This is a genomic window from Actinosynnema sp. NPDC053489, assembly GCF_044544865.1.
Classification (GTDB): Bacteria; Actinomycetota; Actinomycetes; order Mycobacteriales; family Pseudonocardiaceae; genus Actinosynnema.
Window position 1 is genome coordinate 91,852 of record NZ_JBITXT010000012.1, and the last position, 18,742, is coordinate 110,593.

An 18,742-nucleotide genomic window follows, 5' to 3' on the forward strand; every position below is an offset into this window, starting at 1 on the left:
CCTCGGTAGTGGCGTCAGCCCTTCACGCTGCCGGCGGTGAGCCCCGCCAGGACGTGCCGCTGGAACACCAGGAACAGGCCGATCATCGGCACGCTGGACAGCACGAGACCGGCCAGCAGCAGGTTGACCGGTGTGTCGGGGGCGAAGCGCTGCAGCGCGACGCTGAGCGTCTGGCGCGCCGGGTCGGAGAACACCAGCAGCGGCCAGATGAAGTCCTTCCACGCGGCCACGACCGCGAAGATGGACACGACCGCCAGGATCGGCCTGGACAGCGGCAGCACGATCCGCCACAGCATGGTGAGCTGACCCGCGCCGTCGATCCGCGCCGCCTCCAGCACCTCGACCGGCAGCTGGTCGAAGAACCGCTTGAGCAGGAACACCGTGAACGCGTTGGCCGCGCCGAGCAGCCACAGCGCCACCGGGTTGTTGAGCAACCCGAGGTCGGAGATCGTCAGGTAGGTGGGCACCAGCAGCACGGCGGCGGGCATCATCAGGGTCAGCAGCATCATGCCGAGGATCCCCTTGCCCAGCACCGGCCTCAGCCGGGACAGCGCGTACGCGGCGGGCACGTCCACCGCGAGCTGCACCGCCCACGTGCCCACCGCCACGACGATCGTGTTGACGAAGTACCGGCCGAGGTCCATCAGGTCCCACGCCTCGGCGTACGTGCCGGGCGTCCAGGTCCGCGGCAGGACCGTCGGTGGCACGCGGGCCAGTTCCGCGGCCGGTTTCATGGCCGAGAGCACCACCCACACCAGGGGGACGACGAAGACCGCCGTCAGCACGACGGCCGTGACCGCCAGCGCCACGTGGTAACCGGCCCGGTGGCGCCCCGGCGCGATCAGCGTCCTCACGCGTCCGCCTTCCGCGTCACCCGCAGGTACAGGGCGGTGAACGCGCCCAGCACCAGCAGCAGCAACAGGCTCAGGGCACTCGCGGTGCCGAAGTCGTTGTAGTAGAAGGCGTACCGGTACAGCAGGAGCAGCACGGTGACCGTGGAGTCCTCCGGACCGCCGCCGGTCATCACGTACGGCTCGGTGAACACCTGCATGGTCGCCACGACCTGCAGCAGCAGCAGGACCAGCAGCACGAACCGGGTCTGCGGCACGGTGACGTGCCACAGCCTGCGCAGCGCGTTCGCGCCGTCCAGCTCGGCCGCCTCGTACAGGTCGCCCGGGATGCCCTGCAGCGCGGCCAGGTAGATCAGCGTCGCCGTGCCCAGGTTGGCCCAGGTCGACACGATCACCAGCGACAGCATCGAGGTGTCGGCGCTGTCCAGCCAGGGCGCGCCCGGCAGCCCGAGCCCGCGCAGCGCGGTGTTGAGCAGGCCCGGGCCGGGGTCGTACAGCCACTTCCAGATCAGCGCGGCCACCACCGGGGGCAGCATCACGGGCAGGTACACGACGAGCCGGAAATACGCCTTGAGATGCCGCAGCTCGTTCAGCACGACCGCGAGCACGAACGGCACCGCGAAGCCGAACACCAGCGCCAGCGCGGTGAACAGCAGGGTGTTGCGCCACGCCGTGGCGAACAGGGGGTCGGCGAAGAGGCGTTCGAAGTTCTCCCAGCCGACCCACGCGGGGTCGGTGACGAAGTCGACCTGCTGGAAGCCCAGCACGGCCCCGCGCGCGATCGGGTACCAGGAGAACACCGCGAAGCAGACCAGCGCGGCGGACAGGAACCCGTACGCGGCCAGGTTCTCCGCGACGCGGCGGCGCATCACTTGACCTGTGCCAGGACGGGGTTCACCTTGGCTTCCGCGTCGGCCAGGAGCCCGTTGACGTCGGCGTCGCGGTTGGTGAGCACGGCCTGCATCACGTTGTCGAGGATCGCGTAGACCTGCTGGGCGTTCGGCGGCTCGATCCGCCCCTTGGGCGTGGCGTCCACGTAGGACTTGAAGTTCGCCACCGGCACGGTCGCCAGGCTCTCCTTCAGCCGGGTCTGCTCGGCGGCGATGTCACCGGTCCACACGTCGGCGACGGGCGGCACGGGCAGGCCGATCGGCTGGCCCTGCTCCTTGTACCGCTGGAGGTTCTTCTCGAACCGGTCCGGGTTGAGGAACTTCCACTGGATCCACTTGAGGCCGGCCTTGATCTTCTCCGGCGACGCCTTGGGGTTGAGCATGTAGCCCTCGCCGCCGATGAGCGTGCCGTCGCCGTCCGGGATGCCGGCCAGGCCGTAGTCGGCGTAGTCGCCCTTGAACTGGTTGACCAGCGTGGGCACGTTGTCCGGGGCGGCCAGGTACATGCCGAGCTGGCCCGCGCCCATCATCTGCTGGACGTCCTCGATCACGAGGAGCTGCTTCTCGCCCATCGTGTTGTCGGTCCAGCGCATGTCCTTGAGGTGCTGCAGGACCTCGCGGCCCTTGTCGTTGTTGAAGTCGGCGACCCACTTGTCGCCGTCCTGGCGGGCGATCCGGCCGCCGACGGAGTACATCCACGCCGTGAAGTGCCAGCCGCCCTGGTTGTTCTTGCTGTACTCGGCGAAGCCGACCTTGCCGTCACCCAGCGCGGTGATCTTCCTGGCGGCCTCGCGGACCTCGTCCCACGTCTTCGGCGGCTGGTCGGGGTTCAGGCCGGCCCGCGTGAAGAGGGCGCGGTTGTAGAGCAGGCCCATCGAGTAGTTGGCCGTGGGGACGCCGTAGACCTTGCCGTCCTTGCTGAAGACGTCCCGCAGCTCCTGGCGGATGGCGTCGTAGTGGGGGACGTCCTTGACGTAGGCGGTGATGTCCGCGGCCTGCTTGCGGGCGATCAGGTTCGCCGGGTCGGTGAAGTAGGCGTAGAAGACGTCCTCGAGCTGGCCGCCGGCGAGCTTCGCGGAGAACGTCTTGGGGTCCATGAACCCCTCGTGCGGCTCGATGTCGATGTCGGGGTTGGCGGCCTCGAACTCGGCCACGTCCTCGTCGAAGACCTTGCGGTCGAACGCCTGGGTCTGCGGCGGCTGGCCGTTGACCGAGATCGTGACCTTGCCGCCGGCGGCCGTGCCGCCGCCATCGGCTTGCGAGCACGCGACGGCGGTGAGGCTCAGGCTGCCTGCCAGCAGCAACCCCGCCGCTCTGCGGAGGCTGAATGAGTTCATGGGGGCGGACCCTCCTCGGCTGTGGTGTGGCGCACACGGTAAGTCGCCCCAACACTCCGCCGCAAGATGTCTACGAAAAGTCGCAACTTCTCGACATCAACTCGTAAGCCCGCCCCGCCTCCGTGCCTGCCCGCGAGAGTCCTACGTTGAACGCGCGAGAGTCCTACGTTCAGACACCCCGAGTTGAACGTTCAAAGCTCACGTTGTTAGTCATGAGCGTTGAACTCGAGGGTCGCGAGCGTTGGACTCTCGCGGCCTGGACGTAGGACTCTCGGGTTAGCGGGGGGCGGGGGCGGTGGAGGAGCGGACGACCAGCTCCGGTTCGAAGAGGAGTTCCTCGTCGGGGACCGGGGTGCCCGAGATCTGGTTGGCCAGCAGCTCCACGGCGGCGCGGCCCATGGCCTCGATCGGCTGGCGGACGGTCGTCAGCGGCGGCTCGGTGCACGTCATCAGCGGCGAGTCGTCGTAACCCACCACGGACACGTCGTGCGGCACCTTCAACCCGTGCCGCCGCACGGCGCGCACCGCGCCCAGCGCCAACGGGTCCGACGCGCACATGATCGCCGTCACGCCCCGGTTGAGCAGCCGGGTCGCCGCCGCCTGCCCGCCCTCCAGCGAGAACATCGCGTGCTCCTCGAACAGCTCCACCCCCGCCGCCGACGCGCACGACGTCAGCGCGGTCAGCTTGCGCCGCGACGGCACGTGGTCCGACGGCCCGAGCACCGCCCCGATCCGCACGTGCCCGAGCGCCACCAGGTGGCCGAACGCCTGCTCCACCGCCACCGCGTCGTCGCACGACACGCGCGGGAACCCGAGGTCGTCTATGGCGGCGTTCACCAGCACGGCGGGCAGCTTGCGCCGCGTCATCTGCCGGTAGTGCTCGTGCGACGCGTCGGCCTGCGCGTACTGCCCGCCGGCGAACACCACGCCGGACACGTGCTGCTCGAACAGCAGCTCCAGGTAGTCCGCCTCGGTCACGCCGCCCGCCGTGCGGGTGCACAGCACCGGGGTGAAGCCGCGCTGCGCCAGCGCGTTGCCCACCACGTCGGCGAACGCCGGGAAGATCGGGTTCTGCAGCTCCGGCAGCACCAGGCCGACCAGGCGGGCGCGTTCGCCGCGCAGCTGCGTCGGCCGCTCGTACCCCAGCACGTCCAGGGCGGTGAGCACGGCCGAGCGCGTCGCCTCGGACACCCCGGGCTTGCCGTTGAGGACCCGGCTGACCGTCGCCTCGCTCACGCCGACCTTCGCGGCCACTTCCGCCAACCGCCGTTGCGTCATGGAGCAACTATACGGCAGGATTTACGCCCTGCTTGCGTTGACTTGCACTCGCTTGCGAGCTCGACGGCCGCCCGCAGCACGGCCGACGGCGGCACGACCCGGTCCACGAGCCCGGTGCGCAACGCCTCCTCGGCCGTCACGCGGCGTGCCACCAGCACCTGTCCGTCGGTCACCCGGCCGGCGGTCACCCGGCCGAGCGCCGCGTCGGCGGACAACACCCGCCGGTCGCACGCCATCACCAGGTCCGCCGCCTCCCCGAACGGGCTGCCGCCGATCGCCGCGACCACCGGGACGGGCAACCCGGCCAGCTCCTCCCGCACCCCGCGCAACGCCGCCGCGATCGCCTCGCGCTGGGTCGCCGAGGCCCGGACCAGGCGTTTGATGTCGACGGCGCACAGGCCGGGGTCCACCACGAGCACGACCGCGCGGGCACCGGCGGCCACCGGCAGCAGCGCGCGCACGTCGGACAGCACGGTGTCGGACGGTTCGCCGATCCGGATGACCGCGATCCCGCCGGAGACGTCGAGTGAGACGGCCATGACGCGGCCATCGTGGCCGACGATTCCCCCGGTTGTCATGTTCCGCACCACCATCGGGTGACGACGGGGTACAACTCTCCCGTGAAGCGGTGGGTGGTTGCGGTGGCGTGGGTCGGTGCGGCGTCGGTCGGCCTGACGGGGTGCTCGGTGTCCGTGGCGGGGCAACCCGTGGCCGGCCCGACGTCGTCGGCCGCCGCGGCGCAGCCCGAGGTCCTGCGCTGGGTGAACAACTTCTGCGGCGTGGCGAAGTACCTGGTCGCCTCGGGCGGGGTGTCGTTCGACCAGAAGCAGGACCAGACCGACCCGGCGGCCGCGAAGAAGGCCGTCAGCGACAACCTGGGCCGCGTGGTCGACGTGCTCAACGTCGCGCTGCACGACCTGGACGCGCTGACCCCCGCGCCGGCGCCCGCCGCCGACACCGCGGTCGAGGTCATCACCGACCCCCTGGCCAGGGCGCGGGACAAGTTCGTCTCGGCCAGGTCGACGGTCGACTCCGCGGCCGAGCTGACCGCGGACGTCTACTCCGCGGTGCTCCAGGACATGACCGAGGCCGTGACGGTGATGAACGAGGCCGTCGAGAAGATGGGCGTGGTCTCGCTGCCCGACGACTTCCGCGCCGCCGCCCAGCAGGCCGAGAACTGCGCCTGACCCCGCGGCCGGCCCGCCGTGCCCGGGGCGTTGGTGACCTGCGACGAGAGCTGTTTTCCGCACTTCTGCGGTCTCGTCCACGCGACGGGGCAAATCTGGGGGCGGTGCCCCCATGTGCGCCACCGCGCGCCCGTGTCACGTTGTGCGGCGTGTTCCCCTCCGCCGTAGAACGGCCCCCCGCAGCGTGGTGGCTCAGCGGTGTGCGCGGGAGCGCCCAAGAGCTGGTCGTCCCCCGTGGACGGCCCTCATGGGCCGCGTTCGTGGAACGCGCCACCACGACCGCGGCCCGTGCAGACTTCGCCGGCGGCACCTGGGACGAGGCGTTCGCGTTCGCGCTCAGGCCCCTCGTCCGGACGGCCACGGCGCTCGACCCCCGGTTGGACGCCGACTTCGCCCGCGCGCTGGGCAAGCGGCTCGCCCGCATCGCCGCCCGGACCCTGGTGCTGGAGCTGAACCTCCACCGGCTCGGCGGCAGGCTCGTCGGGGACACCCCGCGGGAGCGGTTCGACCACTTCGTCCGGCACGTCGACCTGCCCGCCCTGTTCACCCGCTACCCCGTGCTGGCCCGGCTGCTCGGCCAGGCGTGCCTGCACGCGGTCGACGCGCACCGCGAGCTGCTCGACCGGTTCGCCGCCGACCGGGCCGGGATCGTGCGGACCCTGCTCGACGGCCGCGACCCCGGTTCGCTCGCCCACGTGGAGACCGGTCGGGGCGACCCGCACGCCGGCGGGCGCTCGGTGGCCGTGCTGACGTTCACCGACGGCCGCCGGGTCGTCTACAAGCCGCGCCCGGTGGCGCTGCACCGGGCGTTCACCGAGCTGGTCGCGTGGCTGGACGGGCACACGGGCCTGGGCCTGCGGCTGCCCCGCGTGCTGGTCCGGCCGGAGCACGGGTGGGTCGAGTACGTCGAGCACCGGCCGTGCGCGGACGTCGCCGAGGTCAGCCGGTTCTACCAGCGGCTGGGCGCGCTGCTCGCCCTGCTGTACGCGGTGGACGGCACCGACGTGCACTACGAGAACCTGATCGCGGCGGGCGACCAGCCGGTGCTGGTGGACGTCGAGACGGTGTTCCACCCGAACGTCGCCGCGCCGCCCGACCCGGCGGTCGCCGCGCTGGCCCGGTCCGTGCACCGCACCGCCGTGCTGCCGCGCGTGCTGCTGGCCGAGCACGGCGCGCTGGACGTCGGCGGCCTGGGCGGCGACCACGGCGACCGGCCGCCGACCGAGGGCGTGGCGTGGCTGCACCCCGGCACGGACCGGATGCGGCTCGTGCGCAGGCCCGCGCCGATGCCGCCGGCCCGCAACCGACCGGTGCTCGACGGCCGCGAGGCCGAGCCCGCCGACTACCAGGGCGCGCTGCTCGCGGGCTTCGGCGTCGGCTACGACGCCCTGCGCGACCACCGCGCCGAGCTGCTCGGCCCGGACGGGCTGCTGGGCCGGTTCGCCGACCTGCCGGTGCGGTTCGTGCCGCGGATGACCCAGCTCTACGCGACGCTGCTGGACGAGTCGACGCACCCGGACGTGCTGCGGGGCGCGGCGGACCGCCAGGACGTGCTCGACGTGCTGTGGGACGACGCCGAGGCCGACGAGCTGGTCCGCGCCCTGGTGCCGCACGAGGTGCGCGACCTGTGGGCGGGCGACGTGCCGCTGTTCACCACCCGGCCCGGCAGCCGCGACGTGTGGACCTCGACCGGGCAGCGGTTGCCGGACCTGCTGCCGGTGTCGGCGGCGGACGCGGTCGCGGCCAAGGTCGAAGCGCTGGACGAGGTGGACAAGCACGACCAGCAGTGGCTGATCGGCGCGGGCCTGGCGAGCAGGCCGCGACCGGTCGAGCACCGCACCGGCCGCGCCGTGGGCGCGCCGGTGGAGGCGGGCGTCCCCGACCCGCAGCGGCTGCTGGTCGCCGCGTGCGGCATCGCCGACGAGGTGCTGGCGCACGCCGCGACCGCGCCCGGCCGGGTCAACTGGATCGGCCTGGAGCTGGCGGACGACCGGCACTGGGCGGTCGCACCGATGGGCGCGGGGCTGTCCAACGGCTACACCGGCGTCGCGCTGTTCCTCGCCCAGCTCGGCCGGCTGACCGGCGCCGCCCGCTACACGGAGTACGCGCGGGACGCGTTGCGCCCCATCCCGGGCCTGCTGGCGGCGTTCGCGGAGGACACCGAGCTGGCGGCGGCCGTCGGCAGCGGCGCGTTCCACGGCCTGGGCGGCATCTGCTACGCGCTGGCCCGCCTGGCGAACCTGCTCGACGACGACGGGATCACCGACTCGCTGCGCGTCGCGCTGGACGTCGCGGCCTCGGTCGAGGCGCTCGGCGAGGAGCCCGCGAACGTGGTCGAGGGCTGGGCGGGCGGCCTGGCCGCGATGCTCGCCGTGCGGGCGGAGAGCGGGTTGCCCGCCGCCTCGGCCCTGGCCCGCGCCTACGCGGACCGGCTGCTCGCGGCCACCCCGGGCGGTGACGGGTTCGCCCGCGGCCGGGCCGGTGTCGGCTGGGCGCTGCTGCGCTACGCGCGCGCCGCGGGCGACGACCGCTACGGTGTGGTCGGCCGCGCGAACCTGCGGGCCGACCGAGCGCTCCGGCAACGCCTGCTCGACGTGGCCGAAGCGGACCACAGTTGGTGCTCCGGGCTCTCGGGGGCGGTGCTCGCGCACTGCGCCCACCCGGACCAGCCGGTCGACGCGCACACCCTGCACGTCGACCGGTGCCTGAACGCCTTGGCGGTGCACGAACCCTTGCGAGACCTGAGCCTGTGCCACGGTGAGCTGGGCGTGGTCGAGGCCCTGACCGTCCTCGCGGAACGCGGGCACGGGCTGGCCCCGGCCATGCAGACCCGGCGCGCGGGGCTGGTCCTCGGCGCGCTGGACCAGTACGGGGCGCGCTGCGGCACCCCGGGCGGCGTGCCGTCGGCCGGCCTGCTCACCGGGCTCTCGGGCATCGGGTACGGCTTGCTCCGCCTCGGTTTCCCCGAGCAGGTGCCCTCGGTGCTCCTGCTCGGGTCAACGCACGACATCCACCCCCGCGAGGAGAACACCCGATGAACGACGCCAACCGCGACGAGGTCACCACCTGGCGCGAGGACCAGGACGGCGATCACCCCGCCGGCGAGATGGCGCTGTCCCGCAAGGCCAAGGCGGGCGCCCGCGCCCGGGCGCTGGCCGGGCTGACGCTGGCCGTCGGCGCGTACGCGGCCGTCGCCGTCAGCGAGGCCACCAACACCACGGTGAGCGCGCCCGGCCTGCCCCTCTGACCAGCTCGCACCGCCGCCGAACTGCCCGCCCACACTGGGGGTGCGGGCAGTTTGGCATGTGGTCGAGTGGCTTGACTAAGGTCGGCCCATGCACACCCGCGCGCCGGTCGTGGTCGGCCGCGACGAAGAACTCCGCGTGCTCGACCGCGTGCTGGTCGACGCGGGCGCCCACCGCGGCCGCGCCGTGTTCCTCGTCGGCGAACCGGGCATCGGCAAGACCCGGTTGGCGCGCTACGCCGCCGGCGCCGCGTTCGACCGCGGGATGCGGGTGCTGCGGGGTCGCGGCAGCACGATAGGGCCCATCGTGCCGTTCCGGCCGCTGGCGGAGGCCCTGATGTCCCTGCTGCGCGGCACGGACGGCCTCGACCTGCGGGAACTGGGCCCCTACCAGTCGGCGCTGGGCCGGCTCGCGCCCGAGTGGGGAGCCGAGGCGCAGCGGTCCGACCACTCCGTGCTGGTGCTCGCCGAGGCCGTGCTGCGGCTGCTGGCCGTGGTCGGCCGCACCCGACCGTGCCTGGTGGTGCTGGAGGACCTGCACGACGCCGACGCCGAGACGCTGGCCGTCGTGGACTACCTGGTGGACAACCTCGACCAGGCGCCCGCCGCGCTGCTCGTGACCACCCGCGCCGACTCCGGGCCCACGCTGGACGTGGTCCGCTCGGCCGCGCAGCGGCAGGCGGGCGTGCTGCTGGAGCTGCACCGGTTGGACGAGCGGCAGGTGCGCCGGATGGTCGGCCTGTGCCTGGAGGCGGAGGACGACGAGGTGCCCGCCGAGGTCGTGCAGCGGCTGTGGGCCGACAGCGCGGGCAACCCGTTCGTGGTCGAGGAGATGCTGCACGGCCTGGTCAGCGGCGGCCTGCTGGTGCGCGGGCCGACCGGGTGGCAGGTGCTCGGCGAGCTGCGCATCGACGTGCCGTCGGCGCTGGTGCGGCTGATCGCGCACCGCACGGACCGGCTCGGGCCGCAGGGCCGGGAGGTGCTGTCGGTGGCCGCGGTGCTCGGCCACCGGTTCCCGCTGCCGGTGCTGCGCCGGGTGACCGGGATGGACGACCGGGCGCTGCTGTCGCACCTGCACGCCGGGGTGGCCGCGCAGCTCGTCACGCCCGACGAGCCGGTGCCGGACTGGTACGCGTTCCGGCACCCGCTGACCGCCGAGGCGCTGCTGGCGCAGATGCCGCCGCCGTACCGGGCGGAGCTGGCGCGGCGCACCGCCGACGCCGTGCAGCAGTTGCACCCCGACCTGAGGGGCGAGTGGTGCGCGCTGGTGGCGTCGCTGCGGCTGGACGCCGGGCAGACGGCCGAGGCGGGCGCGTTGCTGGCCGAGGCGGGGCGGCGGGCGCTGGCCGACGGCGCGGCCGGGTCGGCGGTGCGGCTGCTCGACCACGCGCACCGGCTGCTGGCCAGCGAGGTCGACGTGGCGATCCGCGCCGACGTGCTGGACTCGCTGCTGCCGGCGCTGGCCGAGGCGGGCCAGTTCGACCGGGCGTTCGCGCTGGTGGACGCGGTGGCCGAGCTGTCGGCCGCCGGCCTGGGCCGGGTCCGGCGCGCCGAGCTGCACACCAAGCTGGCGCAGGTGGCCAACACCGCGGGCCAGTGGACCGACGGCATCGCGCACGTGGAGACGGCGCGGGCGCTGCTGGGCGTGGACGCGGGCGACGAGCACACCGCCCGGCTCGACGCCGTGGCCGCGTTCCTGACGCTGAACCTGGAGGTGCCCGACCGGATCGGGTCGGCCGAGTTCCTGGCCCGGCGGGCGGCCGACGCGGCGAAGCGGGTGCCGCTGCCCGAGGTGGGCTGCGAGACGTGGCAGCTGCTGGGCGTGCTGGCCCGGGACCGCGACCTGGAGGAGGCGGCCGAGTGCTTCAGCCGGGCGCGGGCGCTGGCCGAGGAGCACGGGCTGCCCATCCAGCGGGCCTACGCGGTGATCCGGCAGGCCGGGCTCGACTGGCTGGCCGAGGGCAACGCGGCGGAGCTGGCCGAGGCGCGCGAGGAGGCGCTGCTGATCGGCGCGATCAGCGTGGCCTACAACGTGGACTCGATCCTCGGGCTGGACGCCGTGCTGCGCGGCCAGTACGCCGCCGCGGCCGAGCGCCTGCCGCGGATCATCGCCGACACCCGGCGGCTGCGGCTGCGCAACCTGACCCTGTACGGGCTGATGGCGCAGGCCACCGCGGCGGCGCACCAGGGCAGGCGGGCCGAGATGGACGCGGCGATCGAGGCGTTCGACGAGGTCGGCGGGGTCGGCTCGCAGGAGCGGCCGCTGTGCTTCGGGCTGGCGCGGGCGTTCTGCGCGCTGCTGGAGGAGGACCGCGTGACCGCCGGGCACGACCTGGCGCGCGCGATCGCCTACGAGGCCGAGGCGCCGACGGTGTACCACCTGTCGGGTCGGCACGGGCTGCGGCTGCTGCTGGACGCGCTGTCCGGCGCGCTGGACCTGGACGGCTACCGCGAGGTGACCCGGTCGGCGGCGGCCCGGATGCGCTGGAACCGGGCGTTCGCGCAGTTCGCGCTGGCCGTGCTGCTGGGCAGGCTGGGCCGGGAGGCGGAGGCGGCGCAGGCCGTGCGGGCGGGCCGGGACGCGGCGGCGATCCACCCGCTGGCCCGCCACCTGGGGCTGCGGCTGGTGGCCGAGGCGGCGGTGGCCGACGGGTGGGGCGAGCCGGTGGTGTGGCTGCGCGGCGCCGAGGAGTACTTCCACCAGGCGGGTCAGCCGGCCGTGGCCAGCGCGTGCCGCGGGCTGCTGCGGCAGGTGGGCGCGTCGGTGCCGCAGCGGCGGACCGGGTCGGACCAGGTGCCGCGCGAGCTGCGGGCGCTGGGCGTGACCGTGCGGGAGTTCGAGGTGTTCCGGCTGCTGGCGGGCAGGCTGGGCAACAAGGCGATCGCCACCCGGCTGCACATCTCGCCGCGCACGGTGGAGAAGCACGTGGCGAGCCTGCTCACCAAGACCGCGCGGCCCGACCGGGAGGCGCTGAGCGCGTACGCCGCCTCGCTCGGACCCGCCGACCGGCCCTAGCGGGGTCGTGCCGGGTCCGTTACACCTGGTCGGATGAGGATCATCCTGGTGGCGGTCGCGGTGACGGCGGTGCTCGGCGGCGGGGTCGCGCAGGCGTCCCCCGAGGCGCCCGGCACGACCCGCGGGCCGTGCGGGTACGCGGTGACGCCCGACGAGCCGGCCGCCCGGCCCGTGCCCCTGCCCCCGGACCCCCGGCACACGCCCGACCGCGGCCACGCCGAGGTGGTGCTGCAGACCAACCGCGGCCCCGTGCCGCTGGTGCTGGACCGCGCGCAGGCGCCGTGCACCGTGCAGAGCTTCCTGCACCTGGTGCGGCGGAAGTTCTACGACGACACCACGTGCCACCGGCTCACCGCCTACCCCACGTTGAAGGTGCTCCAGTGCGGCGACCCGACGGGCACCGGCGAGGGCGGGCCCGGCTACCGCTACCGCGACGAGCTGCCCGCGGACCTCGCGCCCGCCCCGAACGACCCCACCGGCCTGCGCCGCGTCTACCCGCGCGGCACGCTCGCCATGGCCAACGCGGGCCCCGACACCAACGGCAGCCAGTTCTTCCTGGTCACGTCCGACTCGGTGCTGCGGCCGAACTACACCGTCTTCGGCCGCGTGACCCCCGAGGGGCTGGCCACCCTCGACCGGGTCGCCGCCGGCGGGATCGCGCCCAACCCGGACAGCGAGGTCGACGGCCGGCCCGCGCTGACCACCGACGTCCTGCGGGCCAGGCGCACGGGCTAGGAGATCGGCGCGCCCACCCGGATGTCGGCGTTCCAGTCGGTGAAGCGGTGCACGGTGCTCTGGAAGACGTTCTCCTCCGCGGTCCTCAGCACCTGCTCCACCCGCACCGGCAGGTCGCCGGGCCCCACCCACACGGTGGCCGACGCGGTGAAGCCGGAGTCGTAGGCCGCGAGGAGCTGGGCGCGGCGCGAGCTGTCGGCCGTGCGCCCGGCCTGCGCCCACAGGTCGACCAGGAGGGTGTACCGGCGGGTCGGCACGCCGTCGAGCCGCTCGTCGGCCTGGTCCACGAGCGCGCTGCCCGCCAGCGACCGCACCACCGACGCCGGGTCCACCTCGTCGGCCAGGCCGGCGACCGTGGTGTCGGTCCGCACGGGCGCGCGGTCGGCGGGGTCGAGCCTGGTCCACGCGCCGTCGCCGGTGCGGGCGTAGCCAGCGCCGGGCAGCACGACCACGTCGGTGGCCGGGTCCTGCCGCAGCGACACCAGCCTGCCCTCCCGGGCCCGCAGCAGGTCGCCGGTCACCGTGAACCGCAGCGCGCCCAGGGTGGTCTCGCACGCGAACCGGGCGGAGCGCTGCTCGGCGGCGCGAGCGGCGACGTCGGCGACCAGCGTCGCGCTGTCGGCCGCCGCCGGGCCGAGCGTCGGCGCGGGCAGGGGTGTCCGCTCCGCGCAGCCCGCCAGCACGACCGCGGCCAGCAGCGACGCGACTACGGACCTGCGCATGGCTCCCCCCGGCGAACGGCGAACACCCGCCATCCTCCCCCACCGCGGCCGATAAAGGGTGCGAACCCCCAAAGTGCCTGCACTACCGTCGGTGCCATGCCCCACGTGCTCACGATCAACGTCGGCTCCCGCGTCGAGTTCGACCAGGCCGACATCGGCCACACCGGCATCGGCAAGCGCCCGGTGGCGGGCCCCGTGGACGTCCGCGCGCCCGGTCCCCGCGGGGTGGGCGGCAGCGGCGTCGCCGGCGACCACATCTCCGACACCCGCCACCACGGCGGCGACGACCAGGCCGTCTACGCCTACGCGCGGGAGGACCTCGACGCGTGGTCGGCGGACCTGGGGCGCGACCTGCCGCCCGGCCTGTTCGGCGAGAACCTGACCACGGTCGGCGTCGACGTGTGCGGCGCGCTCGTGGGCGAGCGGTGGCGCATCGGCGGGCTGCTGCTCCAGGCGACGAGCCCGCGCATCCCGTGCCGCACGTTCGCCGGCGTGATGGAGGAGCGCGCGTGGGCGAAGACGTTCACGCGGCGCGGGCTGCCCGGCACGTACTTCCGCGTCCTGGAGCCGGGCACGATCGCGGCGGGCGACGAGATCGCGGTCGAGGACCGGCCCGACCACGACGTGACGATCGCGCTGGCGTTCCGCGCCCTGACGCTGGAGCCGGAACTGCTGCCGCGCCTGCTGCGGGCGGCCGAGTACCTGCCCCGGGACCTGCGACGCCGGGTCGAACGGCGGGTGGTCGACCCGGCGTAGCGGCACGTCGGCTCAGGCGAGCGCGGACAGCTGGTCGAACTGCTCGTCGGTCAGCTCGATCCGCGCCGCCGCCACGTTCTCCTCCAGGTGCGCGATGGAGGACGTGCCGGGGATGGGCAGGACCACCGGCGACTTGCGCAGCAGCCACGCGAGCGCGAGCTGGGCGGGCGTGGCGCCGTGCTCCTTGGCCGCCGCGTCGAGCACCCCGCCGGGGCGGGCCAGCTCGCCGGTGGCCACCGGGAACCACGGGATGAACGCGATGCCCTGCCGGGTGGTCTCCTCCAGCACGGCCTCGTGACCGCGGTTGGCCAGGTTGTAGAGGTTCTGCACGCTCACGATCGGCGCGACCTCCTGCGCCGCCTTGAGCTGGGTCACGTCGACCTCGGACAGCCCGATGTGCCGGATCTTGCCCTCCTCCTGGAGCGCGCGCAGCTCACCGACCTGGTCCTCCAGCGGGTAGTCCGGGTCGACGCGGTGCAGCTGGTAGAGGTCGATGCGCTCGACGCCGAGGCGGCGCAGGCTGGTCTCGACGGCCTGCCGCAGGTAGGCGGGCTTGCCCAGGACGGGCCACTGGTCCGGCCCGGTGCGCAGCAGGCCGCCCTTGGTCGCGATGACCAGGCCCTCCGGGTACGGGTGCAGGGCCTCCCGGATCAGCTCCTCGTTGATGTGCGGGCCGTAGGAATCCGCGGTGTCGATGAAGTCGACGCCCAGCTCGACGACCCGGCGCAGCAGCGCGATCGCGTTGTCGCGGTCGGCCGGGTACCCCCAGATGCCCTCACCGGTGAGCCGCATCGCGCCGTAGCCGAGGCGGTTGACGGTCAGGTCCCCGCCCAGCGGGAAGGTTTCAGACACCTCTGGTGCTCCTTGGGATTCGGGTGGTGCTCGGTTCTCCTCACCCGCAACCCGGTGGGGCGCGCCGGTGTTCCCGTCGGCGGGCGACGGGCCGGCGCGCGTCCACGTGGTGGAACCCGCTACTGCTTGGCGACCAGCGTCAGCACGTCGTACCGGGCGACGGACTCGCCCTTCTGGTTGACCAGGTCGGCGTCCCAGCGGACCTCGCCGTAGTCCTGGTCCTCGCGGGGCGTGATCTGCTTGGCCGTCAGCGTCACGGTCAGCTCGTCGCCGGGGAACGTGGGCGTGAGGAAGCGCAGGTTCTCCAGCCCGTAGTTGGCCAGCACCGGTCCGGGCTCGGGCGAGACGAACAGGCCCGCCGCGAACGACACGACGAGGTAGCCGTGCGCGACCCGGCCGCCGAAGAACGGGTTCGCCGCGGCCGCCTCCTCGTCCGTGTGGGCGTAGAAGGTGTCGCCGGTGAACTCGGCGAAGTGCTCGATGTCGGCCAGCGTGACCGTGCGCGGCCCGGCCACCACCGTGTCGCCGACCTTCAGCTCGCGCAGGGACTTGCGGAACGGATGCACGTCGGACTCGGTGCGCGGCGCGCCCGCCACCCACCGGCCGGTGACCGCGCCGAGCACCCGCGGGCTCGCCTGCACGGCGGTGCGCTGCATGTGGTGCAGCACGCCCCGGATGCCGCCCATCTCCTCACCGCCGCCCGCCCGGCCCGGTCCGCCGTGCACCAGCGCCGGCAGCGGCGAGCCGTGCCCGGTGGACTCCTTGGCGTCGTCGCGGTCCAGCACGAGCACCCGGCCGTGCCACGGTGCCACGCCCAGCACCACCTCGCGCGCGAAGTCGGCGTCGTGCGTGACGACGGAGCCGACCAGGCTGCCGGAGCCGCGCGCGGCCAGCTCGACCGCGTGCTCCGCGTCGCGGTAGGCCATCAGCGTCGACACCGGCCCGAACGCCTCCACCTCGTGCGGCTGGGCGTGGTCCGGGTCGGCCTTGAGCAGCACGGGCGACAGGAACGCGCCGCGCTCGGCGTCGGCGTCGACCACGTCGACGCGGTCCGGCGAGCCGTAGACCACGTCGCCGACCTCCAGCAGCGCCTTCAGCGACCGCCGCACCTCCTCGCGCTGCTCCAGCCCGGCCAGCGCGCCCATGCGGACGGTCTCGTTGGCGGGGTTGCCGATGACGACCTTCGCCAGGCGGGCGCTCGCGGCCTCGGCGACGGCGTCGAGCAGGGCGGCGGGCACCAGGGCGCGCCGGATCGCGGTGCACTTCTGGCCGGCCTTGACCGTCATCTCCGTGACGAGCTGCTTGACGAACAGGTCGAACTCGGGCGTGCCCTCGACCGCGTCCGGGCCGAGGATCGAGCAGTTGAGCGAGTCGGCCTCGGCGTTGAAGCGGACGCTGTTGCGCACCACGGTCGGGTGGGTGCGCAGCACCTGGGCGGTGGACGCGGAGCCGGTGAACCCGACGAGGTCCTGGCCGGTGAGGTGGTCGAGCAGGTCGCCCGCGCTGCCGGTGACCAGTTGCAGCGAGCCCTCGGGCAGCAGGCCGGACGCGAGCACGAGCTCGACCAGCTTCTCGGTGACGTAGGCCGTCTGGGAGGCGGGCTTGATCAGCGACGGCACGCCCGCGATGAAGGCGGGGGCGAACTTCTCCAGCGGTCCCCACATCGGGAAGTTGAAGGCGTTGATCTGCACGGCCACGCCCCGCAGCGGGGTGGCGACGTGCTGGCCGACGAACGTGCCGCCCTTGCTCAGCGGCTCCACGGCGCCGTCGACGTAGACCTTGTCGTTGGGCAGCTCGCGCTTGGCCTTGCTCGCGTACCCGAACAGCACGCCGATGCCGCCGTCCACGTCGATCAGCGAGTCGGTCCTGGTCGCGCCGGACCGGGCGGACAGGGCGTACAGCTCGTCGCGGTGCTCGCGCAGGTGCGAGGCGAGGGCCTTGAGCAGGGCCGCGCGCTGGTGGAACGTCAGCTCCCGCAGCGCCGGGCCGCCGACGCGCCTGCCGTGCTCCAGCGCCGCCGCCAGGTCGATGCCGTGCGAGGAGATCCGGGCGATCTCCTCGCCGGTCACGGCGTCGTGCAGCGGTGCGCCTTCGACGGACGGGGTGTGCCAGCGACCTGACACGTAGCTGCGCAGCATGGCCATGGGGTGTCGACCTCCTCGTCGGACCGGTGGGTGTCCCGGCATGACCCGACAGTAAAGCCTCCCCACTTTCATCGTGACTTGATTCAAGGTGATGCAGTAACTTCTGGCCTTGCCGCCGCCAGAGCGAGAGGAGTGTCGATGAGGACACGAGTGGTGGTGAGCGCGGTCGTGCTCGCCTTCGGCGGGCTGGTCGCGCCTGCCGTGCAAGCCGCCCCGGCACCGGACGCGGCCGCCGCCCCGACCGGCGTGGGCACGATGGCGGTCACCTTCGCCGAGGAGTTCAACGGCCCGGCGGGCACGCGGGTCGACGGCTCCAGGTGGAACACCGAGGTCGGCGACAACAACGGCAACAACCGCGAGCACCAGTACTACACGACGTCCGCGAGCAACGCGGCCATGGACGGCGCGGGCAACCTCGTCATCACCGCCCGCAAGGAGAACCCGGGCAACTACAACTGCTGGTACGGGCGCTGCCTGTACACCTCGGCCCGGATCAACACCGCCGGCAAGTTCACCACGACCTACGGCAAGGTCGAGGCGCGCATGAAGATGCCGCGCGGCCGGGGCATCTGGCCCGCGTTCTGGATGCTCGGCCAGGACATCAACTCCGGCAACCCGTGGCCGAACAGCGGCGAGATCGACATCATGGAGTTCCTGGGCCACGACCTCGACACCGTGTACGGCACCATCCACGGTCCGGGTTACTCCGGCGCGGGCGGCATCGGCATGCCGTTCAACGGGCCGAACTTCGCCGACGGCTTCCACACCTTCGCCGTCGAGTGGACGCCCACGGGCATCGCGTGGTCCGTGGACGGCACCGTCTACCAGCGCCGCACGCCGGCCGACGTCGGCGGCAACCAGTGGGTGTTCAACAAGCCGTTCTTCATCATCCTCAACCTCGCGGTCGGCGGCGAGTGGCCGGGCTACCCGGACGCGAGCACCACGTTCCCGCAGCAGCTCCTCGTCGACTACGTGCGCGTGTCGACGGTGGACGGCAACCCGCCCGCGGGCGGCCGGATCACCGGCATCGGCGGCAAGTGCGTCGACGTGGCCGGGGCGAACTCCGCCAACGGCACGGCCGTGCAGCTGTACGACTGCAACGGCACCGCGGCCCAGCAGTGGTCGCGGCCGGGCGACGGCACGATCCGCGCGCTGGGCAAGTGCCTCGACGCGGCGTCGGGCGGCACGGCCGACGGCACGCTGGTCCAGCTGTGGGACTGCAACGGCACCGGCGCGCAGAAGTGGGCCGTCAGCGGCGCGAACGACATCGTGAACATCCAGGCGAACAAGTGCCTGGACGCGCAGAACAACAGCTCCGCCAACGGCACCAGGTTGCAGCTGTGGACCTGCACCGGCGCGGCCAACCAGAAGTGGACCGTCGCGTGACCGGACAGGGCACGACCGGGCAGGACGTGGTCGGGGCCTGCGCCTGATCGCGGCGAAGGCGACCACGGCCGGGCACGACCGCCGACTCCCCCGGCGGTCGTGGCGGCACCGGTCGAGGCGGGCGCGACGCGGAAGCTCGCGCCCGCTTCCCTTTTCGGGGCGGCGCCGTCGAGCCGCCCATAGACGTAGGACGTCGGACGTTTCTCATGCCCCCCGGAGCGGCCGGACCGGCCTCGGGAACAATGCGCGGAAGCCATTCCGAAGCGACTTACCTCAAATCTATGTTAAGCGCGCTAACGCCCCGCAACGGGCTCGTATACACATGTCCGCCGCTTCGGTCACGG

Annotated in this window: 15 protein-coding genes; 7 read left to right on the plus strand and 8 right to left on the minus strand. The window is 73.5% G+C overall.

Annotated elements, in window-relative coordinates; translation table 11 throughout:
* Positions 1 to 14 precede the first annotated feature (14 nt).
* The 5 genes from ACIGNX_RS25850 to ACIGNX_RS25870 all read right to left on the minus strand — a co-directional run bounded on the left by ACIGNX_RS25850 (position 15) and on the right by ACIGNX_RS25870 (position 4,895).
* Positions 15 to 854, minus strand: coding sequence for a carbohydrate ABC transporter permease (locus tag ACIGNX_RS25850; RefSeq protein WP_396543280.1), 840 nt, complete (start codon positions 852 to 854; stop codon positions 15 to 17).
* The gene (locus ACIGNX_RS25855) at positions 851 to 1,720 is read right to left on the minus strand and encodes a carbohydrate ABC transporter permease (protein WP_396543281.1); all 870 of its coding nucleotides are present in this window, start codon (positions 1,718 to 1,720) and stop codon (positions 851 to 853) included. Before ACIGNX_RS25855 ends, ACIGNX_RS25850 begins: the two co-directional genes overlap by 4 nt.
* The gene (locus ACIGNX_RS25860) at positions 1,720 to 3,078 is read right to left on the minus strand and encodes an ABC transporter substrate-binding protein (RefSeq protein ID WP_396543282.1); all 1,359 of its coding nucleotides are present in this window, start codon (positions 3,076 to 3,078) and stop codon (positions 1,720 to 1,722) included. Before ACIGNX_RS25860 ends, ACIGNX_RS25855 begins: the two co-directional genes overlap by 1 nt.
* A 276-nt stretch (positions 3,079 to 3,354) precedes the next feature.
* Positions 3,355 to 4,356 (minus strand): LacI family DNA-binding transcriptional regulator, encoded by a 1,002-nt coding sequence (locus ACIGNX_RS25865; protein WP_396543283.1) that lies wholly within the window; start codon positions 4,354 to 4,356, stop codon positions 3,355 to 3,357.
* Positions 4,353 to 4,895, minus strand: a complete 543-nt coding sequence (locus ACIGNX_RS25870) for an enoyl-CoA hydratase/isomerase family protein (protein ID WP_396543284.1) — start codon at positions 4,893 to 4,895, stop codon at positions 4,353 to 4,355. The genes ACIGNX_RS25865 and ACIGNX_RS25870 overlap by 4 nt, the downstream gene beginning before the upstream one ends.
* An 81-nt stretch (positions 4,896 to 4,976) precedes the next feature.
* Between ACIGNX_RS25870 and ACIGNX_RS25875 the strand changes: the two genes are divergently transcribed.
* The 5 genes from ACIGNX_RS25875 (at position 4,977) to ACIGNX_RS25895 (ending at position 12,538) form a co-directional block, all read left to right on the plus strand.
* On the plus strand, positions 4,977 to 5,543 hold the full coding sequence (locus ACIGNX_RS25875; RefSeq protein WP_396543285.1) for a hypothetical protein: 567 nt from the start codon (positions 4,977 to 4,979) through the stop codon (positions 5,541 to 5,543).
* A gap of 260 nt (positions 5,544 to 5,803) precedes the next feature.
* Positions 5,804 to 8,581: a type 2 lanthipeptide synthetase LanM family protein gene (locus ACIGNX_RS25880; RefSeq protein ID WP_396543286.1), complete on the plus strand. Its 2,778-nt coding sequence runs from the start codon at positions 5,804 to 5,806 to the stop codon at positions 8,579 to 8,581.
* Complete coding sequence (locus ACIGNX_RS25885) at positions 8,578 to 8,790, plus strand: hypothetical protein (protein ID WP_396543287.1); 213 nt, start codon at positions 8,578 to 8,580, stop codon at positions 8,788 to 8,790. The genes ACIGNX_RS25880 and ACIGNX_RS25885 overlap by 4 nt, the downstream gene beginning before the upstream one ends.
* Before the next feature lie 88 nt (positions 8,791 to 8,878).
* The gene (locus tag ACIGNX_RS25890) at positions 8,879 to 11,803 is read left to right on the plus strand and encodes an AAA family ATPase (protein ID WP_396543288.1); all 2,925 of its coding nucleotides are present in this window, start codon (positions 8,879 to 8,881) and stop codon (positions 11,801 to 11,803) included.
* Positions 11,804 to 11,836: 33 nt separating this feature from the next.
* Entirely contained in the window at positions 11,837 to 12,538 is a 702-nt protein-coding gene (locus ACIGNX_RS25895; protein ID WP_396543289.1) for a peptidylprolyl isomerase, read from the plus strand.
* Here ACIGNX_RS25895 and ACIGNX_RS25900 read toward each other — a convergent pair.
* Positions 12,535 to 13,260, minus strand: coding sequence for a hypothetical protein (locus tag ACIGNX_RS25900; protein WP_396543290.1), 726 nt, complete (start codon positions 13,258 to 13,260; stop codon positions 12,535 to 12,537). The genes ACIGNX_RS25895 and ACIGNX_RS25900 overlap by 4 nt on opposite strands.
* 96 nt (positions 13,261 to 13,356) lie before the next feature.
* Here ACIGNX_RS25900 and ACIGNX_RS25905 point away from each other — a divergent pair, with 96 nt between their 5' ends.
* Positions 13,357 to 14,016 (plus strand): MOSC domain-containing protein, encoded by a 660-nt coding sequence (locus tag ACIGNX_RS25905; RefSeq protein ID WP_396543291.1) that lies wholly within the window; start codon positions 13,357 to 13,359, stop codon positions 14,014 to 14,016.
* A gap of 12 nt (positions 14,017 to 14,028) precedes the next feature.
* On the opposite strand, the gene ACIGNX_RS25910 is transcribed toward ACIGNX_RS25905, so the two are convergent.
* Positions 14,029 to 14,868, minus strand: a complete 840-nt coding sequence (locus ACIGNX_RS25910) for an aldo/keto reductase (RefSeq protein ID WP_396543292.1) — start codon at positions 14,866 to 14,868, stop codon at positions 14,029 to 14,031.
* Between the two features lie 119 nt (positions 14,869 to 14,987).
* On the minus strand, positions 14,988 to 17,012 hold the full coding sequence (paaZ, locus tag ACIGNX_RS25915; RefSeq protein WP_396543293.1) for a phenylacetic acid degradation bifunctional protein PaaZ: 2,025 nt from the start codon (positions 17,010 to 17,012) through the stop codon (positions 14,988 to 14,990).
* Between the two features lie 138 nt (positions 17,013 to 17,150).
* On the opposite strand from paaZ, the gene ACIGNX_RS25920 reads away from it, so the two are divergent.
* Positions 17,151 to 18,398, plus strand: coding sequence for a family 16 glycosylhydrolase (locus ACIGNX_RS25920; RefSeq protein ID WP_396543294.1), 1,248 nt, complete (start codon positions 17,151 to 17,153; stop codon positions 18,396 to 18,398).
* Positions 18,399 to 18,742 lie beyond the last annotated feature (344 nt).